At 66.5% G+C, this 18,746-nt stretch carries 9 protein-coding genes and 1 pseudogene; all 10 read right to left on the bottom strand.

Annotation, left to right across the window (positions count from 1 at the left end):
* Positions 1 to 484, bottom strand: a pseudogene (locus tag U4Z31_RS30340) (c-type cytochrome biogenesis protein CcsB); the annotation flags it as partial.
* A 183-nt stretch (positions 485 to 667) separates the two neighbouring features.
* Positions 668 to 1,348 (bottom strand): c-type cytochrome, encoded by a 681-nt coding sequence (locus U4Z31_RS30335; RefSeq protein WP_321812241.1) that lies wholly within the window; start codon positions 1,346 to 1,348, stop codon positions 668 to 670.
* Positions 1,349 to 1,391: 43 nt separating this feature from the next.
* Positions 1,392 to 2,777, bottom strand: coding sequence for a cytochrome C (locus U4Z31_RS30330; RefSeq protein ID WP_321812240.1), 1,386 nt, complete (start codon positions 2,775 to 2,777; stop codon positions 1,392 to 1,394).
* A gap of 154 nt (positions 2,778 to 2,931) precedes the next feature.
* On the bottom strand, positions 2,932 to 4,650 hold the full coding sequence (locus tag U4Z31_RS30325; RefSeq protein ID WP_321812239.1) for a c-type cytochrome: 1,719 nt from the start codon (positions 4,648 to 4,650) through the stop codon (positions 2,932 to 2,934).
* Entirely contained in the window at positions 4,647 to 5,465 is an 819-nt protein-coding gene (locus tag U4Z31_RS30320; RefSeq protein ID WP_321812238.1) for a hypothetical protein, read from the bottom strand. The genes U4Z31_RS30325 and U4Z31_RS30320 overlap by 4 nt, the downstream gene beginning before the upstream one ends.
* A gap of 27 nt (positions 5,466 to 5,492) precedes the next feature.
* Positions 5,493 to 6,317, bottom strand: a complete 825-nt coding sequence (locus tag U4Z31_RS30315; RefSeq protein WP_415750311.1) for an outer membrane lipoprotein-sorting protein — start codon at positions 6,315 to 6,317, stop codon at positions 5,493 to 5,495.
* A gap of 42 nt (positions 6,318 to 6,359) precedes the next feature.
* Entirely contained in the window at positions 6,360 to 6,866 is a 507-nt protein-coding gene (locus U4Z31_RS30310) for a hypothetical protein (RefSeq protein ID WP_321812237.1), read from the bottom strand.
* Positions 6,867 to 6,877: 11 nt separating this feature from the next.
* The gene (locus tag U4Z31_RS30305) at positions 6,878 to 15,166 is read right to left on the bottom strand and encodes an Ig-like domain-containing protein (protein ID WP_321812236.1); all 8,289 of its coding nucleotides are present in this window, start codon (positions 15,164 to 15,166) and stop codon (positions 6,878 to 6,880) included.
* 17 nt (positions 15,167 to 15,183) lie between these two features.
* The gene (locus U4Z31_RS30300) at positions 15,184 to 16,716 is read right to left on the bottom strand and encodes a multicopper oxidase family protein (RefSeq protein WP_260426259.1); all 1,533 of its coding nucleotides are present in this window, start codon (positions 16,714 to 16,716) and stop codon (positions 15,184 to 15,186) included.
* 85 nt (positions 16,717 to 16,801) lie between these two features.
* A complete protein-coding gene (locus tag U4Z31_RS30295) occupies positions 16,802 to 18,370 on the bottom strand; it encodes a multicopper oxidase family protein (RefSeq protein ID WP_321812235.1) in 1,569 nt (522 codons plus the stop codon).
* Positions 18,371 to 18,746: the final 376 nt, after the last annotated feature.

The following is an 18,746-nucleotide window of genomic DNA, read 5'->3' as shown; positions in this document are numbered from 1 at the left end:
CCCACGTGAGCTTCTGGCCGATCGCGGCGCCCGACGCCGAGCGCGCGAGCAGACCGATCCAGTAGAAGATCGTCGCGAGCACGAACAGCGCGCTCATCCACAGGATCGCGGACTGGCTCGACAGGAAGTACTTGAGGAAGAACGCCGCATCGGCGCGCGCGAGATCGCCCTGGTAGATCTGGATCGACAGCAGCGACAGCACGGCGATCGACGCCATCATCAGCCGCGCGGGCTTCCACCGCCAGCCGAGCACGACGAGCGCCGGCACGGTGCCGATCATCACCGCCTTGTCGTAGTCATTCATGTGTTCGTTGTAATGCACGAACGCATGGCCCGCGCCCGCCACGAGTGCCAGCGCGAACAGCCAGTCGATGACCGACAGGCGTGCGAGGAACGGACGGTCGTCGCCCGGCCCCCACGCGCGAACCGCGGCCGGCGCGCGAAGTCGTCGAGGCAGCCGATACAGCGACGCGGCAACGGACATCATGCCGCCGCGGGACGATTGAATGGCTTTCATGAGCGTCACCAGGATGGAACCATCGGATGCAAATAAAAAGAGGCGCCCCGCCCCGGGGGAGACGAGACACCTAAACGATCGCCGCCGGCGCCGCTCGTCTGCCCGCCCCGCGGCACCTGCCGCATGTGACGCCGGTTCGGCGCCGGCGGCTCATTGCTCGACCGACGGGCTCGCCGGGCTCGCCGGTGCGTCGGCTTCCGGCGGAAAGGCCTCGACATAGGCCGCGACCGCGCGCATGTCCTGTTCGGTCATGTTCGCGCACACGGACTTCATGATCGCGCCGCGTGGCCGCGTATCGGTTTCCCGGAAAACCCTCAGCTGCTTCATCACGTAGTCCGCGTGCTGGCCGGCGAGCCGTGGGAACCCGGTCATGCCCTCGCCATGCTGGCCATGACACCCGACACAGGCCGACACGCCCTTGTCCGGCAGTCCCGACACGAAGATCGCCTTGCCCGCGTCGAGCAGCAAGCGATCGCCGACCTCGCCGAGCACCGCCGGCTGGCTCGAGAAATAATCGGCGAGCTGCTCGATCTGCGCATCGGTCAGATGCGTGAAACCCCACATGTAGCGCTTCGCATTCGGATCGGCGCGCGCGTGATGCTTGAAGTCGGTCAACTGATCGATGAGGTATTCCTTGCGTTGCCCGGCGAGCTTCGGAAACATCGGCGATACCGACACGCCGTTCGCCCCATGGCAGTTCGAGCACACCTGCAATGCAATGGTCTTGCCCGACACGGCCGGATTGTCGACTTCCCGCGACCGCTCCAGGTCGTGACAACCCGATGCCGCCAGCACCAGCGCAAGCCAAGCGAAATGGGTCACCTTGTTCATGTCAGCGCTCTCCCTGCCGCAATGTCCGTCGCCCCGCCGGGTCTCAGAATGAAGCCAGCCATAGATAGATGAACAGCGTGTCGTTGTCCCTTGCATTGCGTCCGTTGCCGTCGTAGTTGGTCGTCGCGCCGAGGAACTTGGTGAAGTGCGTGTACTGGATACCGATTCTCACGTGCTGGTCAGGTATCCAGAATATTTCCGGCGTCCACCCCTGCGTATTCGGATGGAAGTTCGCGCTCGCCGCATAGGCGGTGCTGTCCGCGGTCCCCGTCGTATTGAAGAACGACAGGCTGACGCCGTACTTGGCCTGGTAGATGTACGACGCCTTGAGCCGCAACGAATTCAGGTTCGCGGCCGTGTTGTCGCTCACGACGAAATTGTTGGGATCGTGAATGTTCTCGCGCACGTAGCGCGCTTGCGCGGTGATCGTGTGCGGCTCCAGCAGGTACTGGTACTGCGTGTCGAAACCGTAGTCGCGATAGCGCGTCACGCCCGTGCCGAAGATCGGGAAACTGTTCGGGTCGTTCGGATAGACGTTCACGCTCAGCCCGAACGCGCCGACCATCAGGCTGTGCGGCCCCCATTCGCGCGTCAGCGCGATGCGCGCATACGGGTTGTAGCCGCGCAGATAGACCTGCGGGTGATCCGGGTTGCCCGCGTGGTTGCCCTTGCTCAGGAACGACCAGATGCCGTCGGCCGTGCTGTAGGCGGTCAGCTCCGCATAGACCGTCTTGTTCCAGTACAGGTACCCGCCCATGCCGACGACCTGCATCGCGAGACCGCCCTCGATGATCGGCGTGACCGGAACGCCGGCCACCGGGCTGATCGCGGAGCCGATATACGGATAGCTCCAGGCCGGCGCGGTATTGAATACATCCTGCACGGTCGGGTTGTTGTGCAGCGTCAGGCCGAGGATCAGATCGTTGGCCGGAGACATGATCCGGTCGACGAAGCGAAAGTCGGTGTTGTCCGATGCCCACCAGCCTTTCCATTTTCCGTTGGCATCCTGATGATCGTAGTTCGCATAGGTGAACTGTGCGAAGCCGCCGAGATGGTCGGTGATCTTCCCGGCGAGGAACACGCTCGCGAAGTCGAAGATCGGCAGGCCGTTCTTCGGCGTGACCGGATTGCCGCTGGCGTCGCTGTTGGCTCTCGTCTTGCTCATGTCGGCGACGGCCATCGCCGCGAGCGGAATCGTGCGCTCGCCCAACGTATAACCGTTCAGCTTGAACATGCGCCCGTACGGCGTCAGTTCGGGAAACTGGCCGCCGGCATGGCACGCGACGCAACTTTGCCCGGTCTGGCGCGCGAAGATCGGCAGCGCGTGCCCGACGGACGCCTGCAGCAGCGCGAGCGCCGCGATCACGATCATCCCGCCGCGATGCGCCCAGCGATGACGCGTGTCATGCCCGACAAGAAACGTTGTCATGGCGGTTTCCCTCCTCACGCCGTGTGGCCCGCGCTGCGCCGGAACGTCGCGCGATGTCTCCATTGTGCGAAGCGTCCGCGAAAACCGGCATGGGGAGACTTCCTCCATACGCGGTCTGATTCCTACTCCATCCATCTCGACGTGCGCGCTCCGCTCAGGGAACGATCCAGCCTCCATCGGCGGCAAGCGTCGCGCGATCCGGCCCGGCGAACCGCGCGATATAGCCGCCCTTCGACGCGAAGCGCTGCCCCGGCGCGAGCGTCAGGCGCGGGTAGTAGCCGGTCAGGATGCGACGTTCGAGCATGTCCTCGATGCGCTCGACGAGATACTCGCCCACGAATGCATCGACCAGATGCTTCAGCGTCTCGGCGAGCAGGCCGCATGCGAGATACGTGTCGGCCTGCACCTGCGGCGCAACCATCGGGATGTGCCGGATCGTGAACCAGCCGAATGCGTAGTCGACGCGCACGCGCCGCCCTTCGGGCAGGTCGAACGGATAGGCGACGCGCGTCACGCCGCGCCAGCGCGTCGGCAGTGGCGTGCTGTCGAGCCCGCCGAGCAGCCCCGACATGAACACCGTGTCCGACGCGGGCGGCACATGCTCGAGCGCCGCGAGGTCGGGCGGCCGCAGCCACAGGACGAGCGCATCGTCGCGCGGCATCCCGTGCAACGCATGTGCGACATCCTCGTGAGGCGCAAGCGCGCGATTCGACACCGCGATGCCGTGCGCCTTCAGCGCGGCGGCCAGCGCCTGTGCGCCCCGCTCGCCGTTGTCGCCCGCGCGATAGACCTGCCTGACCGTCTTCACCGGCCGCGCACCGGCTTCGTCCAGGATGCGCTTCGCGATCAGGTCCGACTCGAGCAGCACGCCGCGCGAGAAGTACACGGAGTAGAAATCGTGATCGGTCTCGATCGGCACCTCGATGTTCGGAAACAGGCACGGCACGGCCTGCTGTTCGCAGAAGTCGTGAACGGGCGCCCAGTTCCTGCCGCCGAGCCCCGACACGACGGCCAGCACCGGCTGTCGCGCGAAATACTGCCTGAGCTGTTCATGCCATGTGTCGGGCGGGCCCGTGAGCGACCAGACGTGCAGCTCCCAGCGCCGATTGACCATGAACATCATTTTTCGCGTCGAGCGCAGCGGCGGCGTCGCGCCGAACGGAAACGCGTTCTTGTCCGCGAAGTAGTGCTGCAGGACGTCGAGCATGCCCGCCCGCTTCACCGGGTCCGCATCGGGCGTGACGATCGTCGCGAAATGCAGCACCGTGTCGGTCACGCCCGACGGCCGGCGGCGATCGAGGCGCTTCAGATAGGCCGTCAGCGCAGCCATGTCGGCATCGCCGAGCGCGTACTGCGGCATCAGCCTGCCGAGCGGCTGGCCATCCGGGGCGGTCCCGTCGCGCACGGCCCGCGCGAGCCGTTCCTCCGTGTACGGTTCGCGATCGGTGCGCATGCCGGCAACGTACGGGATGTCGAGATCCTCGGCGGTTTGCGCGCGCGGATGCGCCAGATAGCGCCACGTGATCGGCGGGACCGTATTGTTGCCTTCCTTCGAACCGAGGCCGCTGCGCCGGTGGCAATTGATGCAGGCGGCCGCCGCGCCGCGCAGGCGCACGCCGTCCGGATGCACGGCTTCGAGCGGCGCGCCCGAACCGAGGATGCCGCGCTGGTAGATCGCCTCGCCCGCGTCCGCCGGCGCGACGGGCACGGGCGCGACCGGCGCGACGGGCTCGGCGGGCGCCACCTCGTCGCAGCGCGCGTAACCGGCGGGCGCGCACAGCGCGGCCAGCAACATCCAGCGCGCCAGCCGGCGGCTTACGGCAAGCGGACGCGCCGCCACGAGGACGCGCAGCCGCCGCCGGATGCCGTTCATGGCCGTGCCGTCGGCAGGCCGGCACGCGGCGGCGCCGGCGACACGCTCGCATCGATCGCGACCGAACGGCGTCCGCCCGGCGACGCGGGCCGCGTGAAGATCGCATCGTCGAGCGGCGGATTCAGCGACACCTTGTCGATGACCAGCGTGTCCCTGTTCGGGGAAGCCGCCGTATGGCTTTCGATCCTGAACGGGATCTGCAGGCCGTCGACGCCCTTGAAATCGCTGTAGCTCACTTCGACGGTGACCAGGCCGCGCGGGCCGCGCAACTGACGGTCGAACTTCACGTCCAGGAACGTGCGGCCATCGATCCACACATGGCGAACCGCGCCGGAAGGCAGCGTCACCGCGAGGCGGTATGCATCGTGGCCGCCGATCTGGTCGACCCCTTCCAGCGCCACGCCGACGCCCTTCGCGTCGTGATCGATCAGCGGCCCGTCGATCACCTGCTCGTCACGCGCCGACCTGATCTCGTCGCTCGAATACGGCCGCGGACTCGCGCCCAGCTTCCAGCCTTCCCTGCCGTCGAAGACACGCACACTCTTCTCGTTCAATACCGTCAGCTCGAAGCGCGTCTTGTTCGGCCGCTTCATCGCGAGGACGAACGGCATGTCCCGCACGGGGGCGTTCGCGCTGTCGACATGGCCGAACCAGACCATCGTCCGGACCTTGCGCCATGCGTCGAGCCCGCCCCGCGCGGCGACATTCTTCTCGACGATCTGGTCCGCGGTGAGACCCTGCCCCGGTACTTGCTTGCACGCGCACAAGGCTGCCGCCATGCAGGCGGCGAGCACCCACGATTCGATTCGCTTCATGGCCTCGGTCCTCGCCCGGTCGTCCGGCTAGCGGCTCGACACCCTGGCCGCCCCGAGCTGCGGCTTGCCGAACGACGCATCGTCCACCGGCTGATTCACCGCCACGTGATCGATCGTCAACTTGTGCGTGCCCTTCACGCCGGCAACGGCCGTCTCGAGCGTGTGCGGCACGACGACTCCCCCCTCCTTGCGGAAGTCGCGGAAGAACACGGAGACGCCGTGCGTCCTGCCGTCGAGCACGCGCGGCTCGCCGTCGATCTTCAGCTCGAGGAACGTGGCCGCATCGATCCACACGCGACGCTCCGCGCGCTCTTTCGTCGTCACTTTCAACACGTAGGCGCGATGCCCTTCCACCGTTTCCGAGCCGATCAGCTGAACCGTGCTGCCCTTGCTCGCGTAATCGACGAGCGGCCCGTCCAGTTCCGCGGACTGCGCCGCCGACTTCGCCTCGGCCGGCGTATAGGGCTCGACTTCGTCACGGCCGAGGAACGGCCGGACTTTCCAGCCCTGCGCACCGTCATAGACCTGGAACGCCGTCTGCCCGTTGAAGCGGACTTCGAAGCGACTCTTGTGCGGACGCTTCATCGTCATCACGAACGGCAGCGCGGTGTTCTTCTTGCCACCGGCCTCCATCAGCCCCGACATCGTCAGCGTGCTGACCGTGCGCCACGCTTGCAGCCCGCCGCGCGCCGCCACGTTGCGCTCGACGATCTGCGCGGCGCTCGCTTGCCCCGCCGATGCCGCCTTGGCCTGGGCGGTGCCTGCCGCCGAGGCCGCGATCGAGTCGGGCGCCAGCGCGAGCAAACCCGCCAATGAGACCGCCCCCATTGCTACCGAAAGAAACCGGGTCATGAGTCTTCTCCTGTTCCCGTGCCGCGCATCGCGGCCGTATCGTTATTCGACCAGCAGCCCGTCGATATGCAACGATCCGATGATCACGTTCACGCGTTCGCCGACCTTGACGACGTTGCCCTTGTTCGAAAACACCATCCAGTATTCCCGGCCGGCTTCGAGCCGGCCGCTTTGCCGCAACTGGCCGACCTTGTCCATCACCGGCACCTCGAGCAGCGCGTGACTCGTCTGCCCGTACAGATACGGAGTCGCGCTCCTGTCGGCTAGCCGCTTCGCGGCGGCCGGATCGGTCACGCGGTAGCTGAAACGGATCAGGTTGTCCGATGTGATGCGGTGCACCTTCAGGTTGTCGATTCCCCTCGTCATCATGTAGTAGGTTCTCGCGCGCCGCGGGAGGTCCGGCCGGTATGGCGAATGCTTCGCACCGGCGCCGGGCGCAGCGGGCGCGCCCTGCTGCGCCGCGGCCGGCTCTGCGACGGCCGCGGCGGCGAGACAGGCGGCGACGGCGTAAAACGCCGCTCGCCTGCACGGCAAACGTGAACGGTTCATGGCCCCCCCCTTCAAGGTCGATTCAGCGCCGCGCCGAACCCAAGCGGCTTGTTCGGCAAGCCGCCCACGACACCGGCCGGCGCGGTCGGCACCGCCAGCGGAGCGATCGGCAGACCGCCCACGGCGCCGGCCGGCACGTTCGGCACCGCGAGCGGAGGGATCGGCAGGCCGCCCACCACGTCGGTCAGCACCGTGCCGAGCGCCAGCGGATCGATCGGCAGACCGCCCACGAGCCCGGACGGCAGGAACTCGACCGCACCGATGTCGTACTTCCCCTGTTGCGGACGCGTCGTGCCGAAGAAATCATGATTCGGCGCGCCCGCCTGCGTTCCCGCGTTGATCGCAGGCGAACCTGCGCGCGGCGAGTAGTTGCCGAGCAGCACGCCATACCCGGAGCCGCCTGACACGATCGACATGTTGAACAGCGACAGCGGGCCGTACGACATGTTGATCCACTGATTGCCCTCGTCTGGCACCGCCGACGGCAACAGGCTGAACAGCGGGTTCGGCAGCACCGTGTCCGAGATGCCGGGCGGCACCGCGAAGCCGTTTCCGCCACCTTCCGGCGGCACGCGCGCGCCATTGCAGTACTGGCTCACGACCGACGGGTTGGCCCCGCTGTTGTTCGCGCCCGGGTAGTCGCCCGCATCGGTCAGGATCGAGTACTGAGGGCTCAGCGTGAGACCCGACTGATGGTTGCCCGGGCCCGTGTCGCCATATGCACCGATGTCCCAATAGACCGCGTGCGGATCGCAATAACCCGTCGCATGCCCGGCCTGGTTCAACGTCGGGTTCAGCGCAACCGTGTTCTGCAGCCCGGGGATGTTCGGATTCACTCCGGACACCGTGATGAAGAACGTGCGGTTCTGCCAGAACACGTTGTTGGTCAGGATCGGGTTCGAGAACGTCGTGCAGTTCGGCAGACCCGCCGGACACGCGACGCCGGGCGCGGTGAACGCGGCGATGAAGTTCGCCGTATGCCGCGCGGTCTCGAGTCCGGCCGGCTGGTACGTCGACGTCGTGATCGGGTTGCACGTCGTTTGCGCGCCGACCGTGGTGCAGTTCGGCGGCCCGACGTTCGCCTGGGTGGCCGCATCCGTGTTGAACAGCACGCCGGCGGACGCCGTCGCGTCGTTCGACATCACGGTGTTGTTGACGAAGCTCACGCGCACCGCGTCCTGCAACGACACGCCGCCGCCGCCCCAGCCCGCCACGTTGTTCGCAATGATGTTGTTGATCACGCGAACCGTGTACCAATTCGCCGCATTGTTGGGGCTGCGCTCCACGTCCGTGCCGTTCACCTGCTGCAGCCGCAACCCGCCGCCCTTGCCGCTCTCCGCCGTGTTGCCCATGATCAGGTTGCCGTCGATCACGAGCCGCGGCCCGATACCGTCGGACAGTTGCGGTGCGCAGTCCACGTCGACCGTCGAGTTTTCGCAGAAGGTGCCGTCCGGCGGCACGCCCTGGGCGATGATGCCGCCGCCGTAGGTGGGCAGTGTCGGGTTGTTGCTCTGGTTGAACAGCACCCAGTTGTGCGAGATGTCGCCGGCGTAGCTGAAGCCGAAGTGCGCGACGCCTCCGCCGTCGCCGCTGCTCATGTTGCCGCACACCCAGTTGTAGTTGAAGTGATAGTTGTCGGCGCCCGAGCAGAACACCACGCCGCCGGCCGACGACGGCGTGCTCGAATTGATTTCGTCGCCGTAAGCCGCGTTCGACGTCACCGAGTTGTGATGCACGTTCACGGCCTTGTTGAAGCCGAACGGAAGCTGGGTGATGCCGTCGGCCGCGATCGTGCCGTCCGGTACCTCGACCTGGCCGACCGAGATACCGCCGGAAAGCGTGCCCGCGTTCGCGAACACCCGGTTGTTCGACACCTCCATCAGATGGTTCCAGCCGTGCAGGAAAATCCCGCCGCCGCCTTGCGAACTGTTCGTGACCGTGATGCCGTCGATGCGCGACGGATTGCACAGGAAGTTGCTCGGGTTATTCCGGCAATCCGGCGGGTTCGGCTGGAACCGCGTCGGGCCCGTGAGCGGCACGCAAATGCCGTTCGCGGTGCAGTTCGGGTCGGGTTGCGGCACGCCGCCCACCAGCACGTCCCGCACGCCCTTGCCGAGCACCGTGATGCCTGCGCCTTCGTAGGCGCCCATCAGCGTCGGCTCGAGCAGCATTTCGCCGAGGTTGCCGTTCAGGTTCGAGTCCCACCCCACGGTCGGCTCGAACGGGATCGGGTCCACCTTGCGCTGCATCGCCGTCGGGCACGTGTACGTACCGGTCGGATCGAACGGGTTCGATGCCGAGATCATCGCGCCGTTCATTGCGACACCGAACAGGCAGTCGACCTTCCTGCGCCACGCGTCCATCTTGCCCGACGGATGCGTGTTCGCGTTGATCACGACCGACGGGGCGCCGACGCCCTGCAGCCGCACCGGCTTCCACATCACGACCATTTCGTTGTAGGTGCCCGGACCGACGATGATCATGTCGCCCGGGGTCGCGTTGTCGATCGCGGTCTGGATCGCGTCGTTGGTCGCGTTCTCGCCGTTCACGTAGGTCGGCGCCTTGCCGCCCACCGTCACGGTGACCGTATCGATCGTGTTCTTGCCGCTGGCGGTCGTGACGACCAGTTCGCCGCACGACGCCGGCGTCAACACGCCGCGCTGGGCAACGGTGCAGCTCGAGCCGATCAGCGGCGTGACGACGACATGGATCTCCGAGTCGGTCCACGACTGCACCGAAGCTACGTGGCCGCCGATCGTGACCTTCCCTTGCGTCGCGCCGAAGCCATAGTGGCGCGTGACGAATTTCTGGTTGAACGGCGCGGCGGTCGCGGCTGGCCCGTTGTACGCGTTGTTCGGCACGACCTGGTCGCCGAGCGCCTTGATCGTCAGCTGGTGACCGACCGTGCTGACCCACGGGCCCGCCCCTCCGCCGCTCGCGTCGCCGGTCACGCTGGCGATCGCGGGCGTGCCGTCCGGGTACGCACAGTCGGGCGGGTTGTAGCCGGACGCAAACGCCTGCACCGGCACCACCGGCGTGTCCATGTACTGGGTCTGTCCGGGCATGAACGGGATCTCGTAGCAGAACTGGCTGTACGCCGGGTTGAACATCGGATCGCGGATCGTCTTCCCCGGATGCGCCGGGTCGGGCATGTCCGGATCGTTCATGCACGCGACCATCATCGTCGGCGCGTAGCCGGTCGGGTTCGGCGGGTTGACCTGCCACGTCGAATAGTTCAGCCCGTTGAAGATGCCCCACGAATCCGAATACGTACGCGCCACTTCATTGCCGGCGAAGTCCTTCATCGAGATCGGCACGTTCGGCACCGCGAACTTCTCGCCGAACTGCGGCGAGTACGGATCGAACTCGGACGAGAAGTCGTCGAGCATGAAGCCGGTGTAGTGCGCGGCGACATGCGTCGAGCTGAACAGCCAGAACTTGGCGAGCACCGACATCTCGTTCGTGAGCGTGACTTCCTTGCGGTCGCACAGGTGCCGCGACGCACCCGCGAACGGCGCGACCTCCTTCGAGCCCGGGAACAGGCTGATGTAGTCCGGCACGATACGCAGCGCGCCGACGCACGGCCAGAAGGTCTCGACACTGCCCGTGTCGCCTTCGTGCCGCGGTGTCGAACCGAGATCGGACGTCGGGTTCTGCGCATTGTTCGGGTTGAAGGTCGAATTCATCGCCGCCTGGTCGGGCAGGATGAAGATGTTGCCGAGGCCGCCGAACTGCTGCGTCACCGGGGCGATGTAGTTGTCGCCGATCAGGATGTTCTTGTCCTCCTCCTTCACGAGCTCGTAGCCCGGCGGCACCACCACCTCGACGACGTATTTCCCGGTCGGCAGCATCTTGGTGCCGTCGCCCGACGGATTCGCCACGCAGATCGAGCAGTTCGTGCCCGTCGGCAGGCCCGTCGACGGATCGCGCGTCGTCACGCTCGGGAACTGGTACATCCCGTCGTAGGGCGCCGGCTGCACCTGGTTGAACGCATGCATGCCGTCATAGCACTTGAACTGCGAATTCGCAGGCAACGCGCGATGCGTCGGGTCGAGCCACTGAGGGCTGTTCTTCAACGTATAGAAGAACGGGTCGCTCGCCTCCTGCCCCGGGCAGTTCATGTTCGGAATGCCGTCGGAGCGGAAGCCCTGCGCCCAGTCGTCCCAGCTGCTCGTCTTGGTCGTATCGACGAGCGCGAGCGTCGTCGTGCCGTCCGTCGCCGTATCCTCCCGGTACAGGTTGACCGTCACGTTCGGAATGTCCGGCGTCCAGCTCGTGTGAATCAGCAGCGCCGGGTCGTCGAACGGCCGCGTCGACGCGTAGATCACCTCGCCCTTGATGCCGCCGTTCTCGGTCGGGCCGAACGGCTTCTTGCCGAACTCGATGAACGAATTCTGGCCGGAGAAGCCCTGCCAGCCTTCGGTCGTCACCCACGGCGGGTCGATCCGCGCGGTCGACGGGTTCGTGCCGGACTGGTCGGTGCAGTCCGCGTCGTTGCAATACTTGGCGCCCGGCACGCGCAGGTTCGTCGGCAGATGCGCGGTCGAGGATTCGATCGTGTTGGCGAAATTCGCCGCGATGTTCGAGTTGCCGCCGCCAGGCGTGCCGTCGACCGGGCCGCCCGCGTCATACACCACGTGCACGCCCGTCTGTTTGTAGCGCGTCGTGTCGGCTTCGGCCACGTACCAGTTGAACAGCGGGAACACTTCGTTGAATCCGGCGAAGCCGTTCAGGTCCGTGTTGTTGAAGTTCGAATAGCTCCCGTCGCGGAAACGGATGTTGGTCGGCACGAGCGTGAGCCCGGGCTCGCTGTCCTGCGACACGCCGTCGCCGTTCTGGTCGAAGAAGGTCCGCGTATACAGATTCGTATGCCACTGCAGCACGGGGATATCGCCGAGGTCCTTGGACTGTCCGCCCTTCAATTGCGTCGCCGTCGCCAGCCCGTCGACGATCTGGTCGTTCCATTGGTCGAAGACCGTGATGCGGAACGTGCCGTCGGGCAGGCCGCTGATCTTGAACGTGCCGTCGGGATTGCACTTGGTAAAGGCGATGTCCTCCCCGTCGGTGTCGCCGACGCTCACGTAGCACTGCGTGAAGCCGAGCGAATCGCGCGAGCCCGAGCCGTACAGGTTCTCGTTCGGCGGACGGCTGTAGTGCAGATTCGTGATCCGGCCGGCAAGCGAGTTGTTGCAGGTCGTGCCGGCGCATACCACCGGCAGCCGGTCGTTGATGATCTTCGGATTCGCGAAGCCGATCGACACGTGGAAGCCCGCGGGCCCGAACTCCTGGAAGTACGACGGGCCGCCGACCTTGATGAACGCATCGTGAGCCTTCTGTCCGTCCAGCGTGTTGGTCTGCAGCCATTCCTCGCCGCGGCCGGTCCGGTCGGCGCCCGGCGTCGCAACGACGCCATAACGTCCCGGCATCAGGTTCGCGATGACCGCCTGGCCGACCAGCGGCGACAGCGTCTTGCCGTCGGACTCGTACTTCGGGCAGGTCGGGATCATGCCGACGAGGCCGTCGGTCGACGTCGTCGAAATCGGGCACGCGTTCAGGCCGGTGGAAGGATCGACGGTGCCCTGCAGCGAGTTCGACAGCGGCATGTTGAACATGTCGTAGGTCATCTGCCCGGTGGCGTCGCCGGTGCCGCCGGCGTCGTCGAACAGCTTGATCTCGAACCCGCCGAGACCCGGCTCATGCGCGCTGCCGAAGCCGTCGTTGCCGCCGCTCACGTCCACTTCGCCGTTGACGGGCGCGTCGTCCTCGAACACGAATACCGAGATCTTCGCGGTCTGCAACGGCGTCTCCTGCACGAGCACGTTGACGTTCTTCTGGGCCGGTGCGATCGGCGCGCCGCCCATCGTATGACCGCAGGTGCCCGTGCCCGGCGCGAAATCCGCGCCGCCGGGGCCCGACGGGCAATCCTTTGAAATGTCGAACTGTCGCATCGCGCCGGTGGGGTTGTTCGGATCGACGGGTTTCGGGGCGCCGCCGCCATTCGAGAAACTGTTACCGGCATCGCCCGGCAGGATCGAGATGTAGTAGTGCTTGGTTGGATCGAGCGACACCTGGCTCGGATCGACCGGCACCTGTTGCGATGCACTCGCGCGGCACGCGCCGTTGCCGATATCGCATACCGCGGGCACGTGCGTGTTGGTGGCAGGATCGAACACCGTCTGCCCCGACTCGCACGCAACCGTGCCGACGCAACCCGCCGCGACCACCGGCATGTAGCTCGTATGGAAGCTGGTGCCGAGACTCGGCACCGGCAGCGGCGGACAGTTCGCGGGGCGCGGTGTCGTGTTCACCTGGCAGGCCGGGTCGATCTGGAACGTGCGGTCTTCCTCGATGATCCAGCGGTAGTCGGTGAGCTGCACGGGCGTCTTGCCCGGTGCCGTGCTCGGCCCGTCCAGCACCTTCACGGCGAGCCCGCTGCCGCCCTTGAACGTGACGGCAACGTTCGCCGGGGCGCTCGCCGTGTTCTGCGAGTTGACCGCCGTATACTTGAAGGTCACGCCCGCGGTCGCGGCGCCGACGGGCGGCGCGCTCGGCGTCACGGAGAACGAACCGTCCGCATTCAGCGTGACGGTGCCGCCGCTGACGCTGCCCGGCACCACTGCCGCGGTGAGCGGCAGGCCGCTCGGGTCCGTGTCGTTGACGAGCACGCCCGGCGCGCCGATCTGCAGCCGCGACGCGATGTTGCTCGTGTAGCTGTCGTCGTGAGCGACCGGCGGCCCGGACAGGCAGCCGGCGGCTTGCGTGCAGGGAGCCAGCGTCACCGTCGCGGTGACCGCGGGATTGCCGTTCGCCTGGTACACGAAGCTGTCCGACGTTGCACCGGCATTAGGCACGTAGTTGAACGTGCCGTCCGGGTTCAGCGTCACCGTGCCGTTGGCCGGCTTGGTCACGAGCTGCACGCCATAGACGCCGACGTCATTGGCGATCACCCCTTTCCCGGGGTCCGCCACGGTCAGCGTGTTGCCCGCCACGAGGAAGTACTTGTCGGGATTGGCGACGACGTTCTGGCCGCCTCCGCCTGCGGACGGAAGCGCGCCGTTGTTGATGCTGAGATATGCCTGCATGCCGCCGTCGCGCTGGTTGTTGGTGGACAGGCTCAGTTGCCGGTCGAACACCGGCAGCGCGGGCGCATTCAGGCCCGGCGCGGTCATCATCACGTCGTAAGTCTTGCCGGCCGCCAGGAACACGGACGACTGCACGCGCGGATTGCCGGGCAGCGGATTGCCGTCCTCGGCGACGAGCGTGAAGCCGGAGACCGACGGGTTCCCGCTTTGCGCGCCGACCACCGACGGCACGTGCATCCGAAGGCCCGCGTTGACGAAGCGCAGCAGCACCTGGCCGGTCGACACGGAAGCCCTTGCGGGGAACGACGAGCGGTCCGGATGCGTACGATCGAAAGCGACGCCGTTGATCAGGTAATAACGCGGATCGTAGTTCACGGCCGGCGGATAGCAGGTGCCGAACGATGAGGAGTGCGAATCCCCGCAGCCACCGGAAAGGCCGGACCATACCTTGGTTTCGCTGAAGCCGCTCTTCACCACGGCCGCGGCGACCGCGGCGTTCTGCACCGGATCGATTTCGCTCAGCACGAGCGGGATGTCGGCGTCGTATGGCACGCCCGGATAGGCGACCGGTCGCGACGTTGCGGACGCCGGCGGCGTGCGCACCACCAGCACGCCGTAGAGGCCCATCGGCCCCTGGATCGACGGATGGGAGCCCGATTCGATCAGGTAGGTGCCGGGCCGCAGGTTGTTCCACGTCAGCGCCGTCGTCGCGCCGTGCGCCACCTCGGTCGAGAACGACTGAACCCGCGGCCCTTGCGCGGGCGGCGTAAACGTCGCACCGCTGCCGGTGCCGGCGATCGGCCAGGTCGTCGAGGTCTGGGTCGGATGCACGGGGCTCGGGGTCGACGTCGCCGTCTTGCCGAGACCGCCGCCCAGCTGGCCGACGATCACGAGCGACGTCGGCACGGAGGCCGGCAGACTGTTCGTGAGGTTGATCGTCAGCGACGCGCCGGACGGCACGGTGATCACCACCGGCGACCAGCCCGATCCGGCGCCGGGATTGGCCGCCGCACAGGTGGCCGGCGCCACGGCGGCCGCCGAGCACGTGTAGCCCCACATCGGCACGATCTCGCCGTCGGGCATCGTGGCAGTCACGGCCTTCGCCGTCAGGTTCACGGTCTGGGCGAGCGATGCCTCGCTCGCTGCCAGCAGCATCGACGCGGCGAGGCTCGCCTTGGCCAGGCGGAGAAACGTCGCCTTGAACTGGATGAATCGCATTTCCGTTCTCCCCGCCTCTAGTTGCCTTCGTTGATCACGAAGACTTGTGGATCGACGAGCATCATCATCATCATTCCGCCCGGGAAGATGTTGTTCGTGGTGATCTCGCGTTCATTGTGCGAATGCCACATGAATGCAAAGCCCGCTTCGCTTCCCGGCGGATTCGCGATCGTGCCGCTCGGCGGCGTCGTGCCGGTCGGCGAGGTCGCGCGAATCGTCGCATCCGGTCCGAGATAGGGACTGCCGCCATACCACGCACCGTTCGTCAGGATGTGCGAGTCGGGCAGCGTGACCGGTCCGCCGCTGCCGACGTTGCCGAACGGATGCGCTTCGAGCGCCTTGTTGTGGTCCGCGCACCATTCGTAGTAGTTCGGCGCCGTCGGGTCCGCGGTGTAGTAGCCGTTCGCATCGGGAATGCAGACGCTGCCGTCGCCGGGCTTGTGCCCGTAGACGTCCCAGTTGAGCCCCTTGCCGGTCCAGTAGAAGATGCCGTCCAGGGTTTCGCCCGGCGTCGTGGTCGTGGTGAACAGCAGCGGGCCCGCGACCTTGGTCGCGTCCGTCTTGGCAAGCAGCAGGTTGCCGTCGCGCGCGAGCACGCGGACGTGATTGCCGTGCTCGTGGAACGGATGCTGCCAGCGGCCCGTGCCGATGATCCGCAACAGCACCAGCTCGCCGGGGTGCATGTGCGGATTGCCGTTGTAGGGCTGGTGCGGATACTGCATCGCATAGTTCGGATCCATGTCGTCCGGCATCGAACGGCCATTGATCATGAAATACGCGGGATGATAAGGCTCGGTCTCGACGGTCATGCAGCCCGTCGGCAGCGTGCACGTCTTCGCGGCCTCCTGCTCGGCCTGCGTATGGATGCGCGGATCCATTTCGGAGAACTGAAAAAGATACTCACGGTCGTAGCACGCTGAAACATGGTTGTATGCCGCCGCCGCGTTGCGGTAGTCCGGCTGGCCGTCGGGCAGCGTCGCGGCGACTGCGCGGCATCCCGCCGGCACGGCCAGCACGCCCGGCGCCGAGGTCGGCAATACGATGATCGCGCCATAGAGGCCCATCTCGATCTGCAGGTCGCCCCGTGTGCCGCTGTAGTAGGCATGCGTGCCGGGCGTCGCCGCGACGAAACTGTAGGTGACCGTGTTGCCGTGCGACGCCTCGCGCGTGAGCAGCCCGGGCACGCCGGTGAGCGCGGCCGGACACGAGCCGTCGGGATTGAGCGCCGCCGCGCACACCTGGAATCCCTGAAACAGAATCGACGTGTTGCCCGCGGCCGCGGGCAGGTTGTTCGTGAGCGTCACCGTGATCACGTCGCCCTGCCGCACGATCAGCGTCGGCCCGGGAATCTGCATGCTCGGGCAGTTCGCCCCCGTGATGCCCGCCGGCGAGAATCCCGCCGGCGCCGTGCGGCAGCCGTAGCCCCACGAATAGACGCTCGTGCCGTCCGGCTGGCTGATGCGGCTCGCTTCCGCGCTCAGGTCGAAATGCGTGCCGGTGATGCCCGGCGCGGCGGCCAGAACCGGCCCGCAGAGCAATGCGGCAAGCATTGCCACGGCGAGCCGTACGAGCCGTCCGGCACCCGTGCACATAGCGGTCCGGATGTCATGAGTGAAGTGGCCCACGATATTTCTCCTAGATGCAGGACTTCGTAGCCGGGTTGAGCGCGGCCGGGCAGATGCGGACCTCCGTCATCAGCCCCCCGAAGTTCTCGGCGTCGTTCGACAGGTGATCGAGATTCGGCGTGTAGAGGTAGTAGACCGACCCCGGCGCGTACTTCGTCGTGTCGCTCGCATCGAGAATCACGTCGATGGATTCGCCGCCGCCGAGCGTGATCGAGTTCGTGTAGTAGGTCATGTCGTTGCCGGCCATGTCGCGCAGCAACCGGGCGTTGACGCCGATCACGTGCATCCTCACGCCGAGCGACGCGAGCGTCTGGAATTCGGTGACGTCGAGATCGGAGATCCTGAGCAGCGCGCGGCCGCCGGCCGGGATATTGATGATGGTCGGCAGCGGCTGGGAAACATGGGCCGTGCCGTCGGCCACCGGGGTCTGCATCGGCCCCTGGGTCACCGTGTCCGGATAGCTGCGCCCGTTCAGCATGAAGTACTTGTCCTTCATGTCGGTGAACGGTTCCGGGTTGAACGTCATCCCCACGAAATGGAAGTTCGGATCGAAGCCGTGGATCTGCACCGGATACTCGACGTCGTATGCAGTCGAACCGTCGCCGTCGTTGTACGCGTAGAGCGTCGGCTTGCCGCTCTTGTCGTTGACGTGCCGCACGCCATTCGAAGGCGGCAGCGGCGTCGAGCACAGAATGTCGTTGCCGCACCGCGTACGAAGATCGCCTTGCTGCGCCACCAGCGCGGCGTACAGCGAATGGCCGGACGGCACCCGGTTCTGGCGCGGCCGCACGAAGATCTGGCCGACCATCCCCATCTGGAGGTGCTCCGGCGGCGTGATGTGGCAGTGCCAGAAGTAGGTGCCGGCATCGGGCGCGAGATAGTAATAGGTGAAGCTGGCGCCGATGTTGATCGCCACCGACGCATCCGGCACGCCGTCATAGAACGACGACGCATTCGGATAACCGTGGAAGTGCACCGTGTGCTGCTCGAACAGGTCGGGGCGCATGATCATGCCGACGTTCGTGAGCGTCAGGAAGAACTCGTCGTCCTCGTCGATCGCCATCTCGGGCGCCGGCATGTTGCCGTTCATCACGCCGATGTCCATGATCGGGCGCGGATCCACATGGCCGGTCAACTGGCCCGGCGGCGACGATTCCGGGTCGGGCACGAGGCCGACCGCGCCGTTGTAGGTCGGGTCGGTTCTCGGATCGCCGACCGTGTTGAACACCGATGCGAATTCCGTACCGGCGCGTCCGGCCTGGATGTCGGCAATGCCGGACAACGGGCCGAAGGCAAACAGGTACGTCTGCGTGCCGTCGGCCATGGTGGCGTACCCGTCACCGCCCGAGATCTGCTGACACTTGATGGCGCCGTTGACGATACCGGTCGGCGTGGAGTTCAGCCCGGTGAAGGACGGTCCGGTGTAGGCGGGTTCCGCACCGCCGGCCGGCAGCGCCGTCGGATGGGACGGCGTGGTGAACGGACATTGAACGCGAAACGTTTGGGCAAACGAGGGAACGGCGCACATCAGGAGCAACAGTGCCGCCACACTGCTGCAACACGCGCGGGTACTGAACATATGACCTCCATCCAAGGGGTCCGCCAGCGACACGCGCTGGACGTCATGCTCTGCTGCAGACGCGGGCCGCGAAGCTTTCACGGCCCGTACCGGCATTCTGCGGACGCGCGCGCAAGGCCGGGATGGGTCACCCTCCTACTTTTGCATAGGGGGTCCCCGGCGAACGGGGGCATCGTTTGCCGCACGATCGGCGCACACCGCGCGGGCATGCCGGCGGCGCGGCCAGCCGATGATCGAAATGACGGAAACGAGGGACCGGCGCCGAACGACGCGGCGATTCGGGGGAGGATGGCGGGCGACGCGGTAGACTTCGCTGTGGCGCAACCGCGGCGTTCAGGCCCTGGTGGCGGGCTTGCCGGCCTGCGACAGGAAAACG

Source organism: Burkholderia sp. BCC1985 (assembly GCF_905339915.1).
Taxonomy (GTDB): Bacteria; Pseudomonadota; Gammaproteobacteria; order Burkholderiales; family Burkholderiaceae; genus Burkholderia.
Note: the sequence above shows the minus strand (reverse complement) of the source record. Positions and strands in the feature narration are given on the sequence as shown.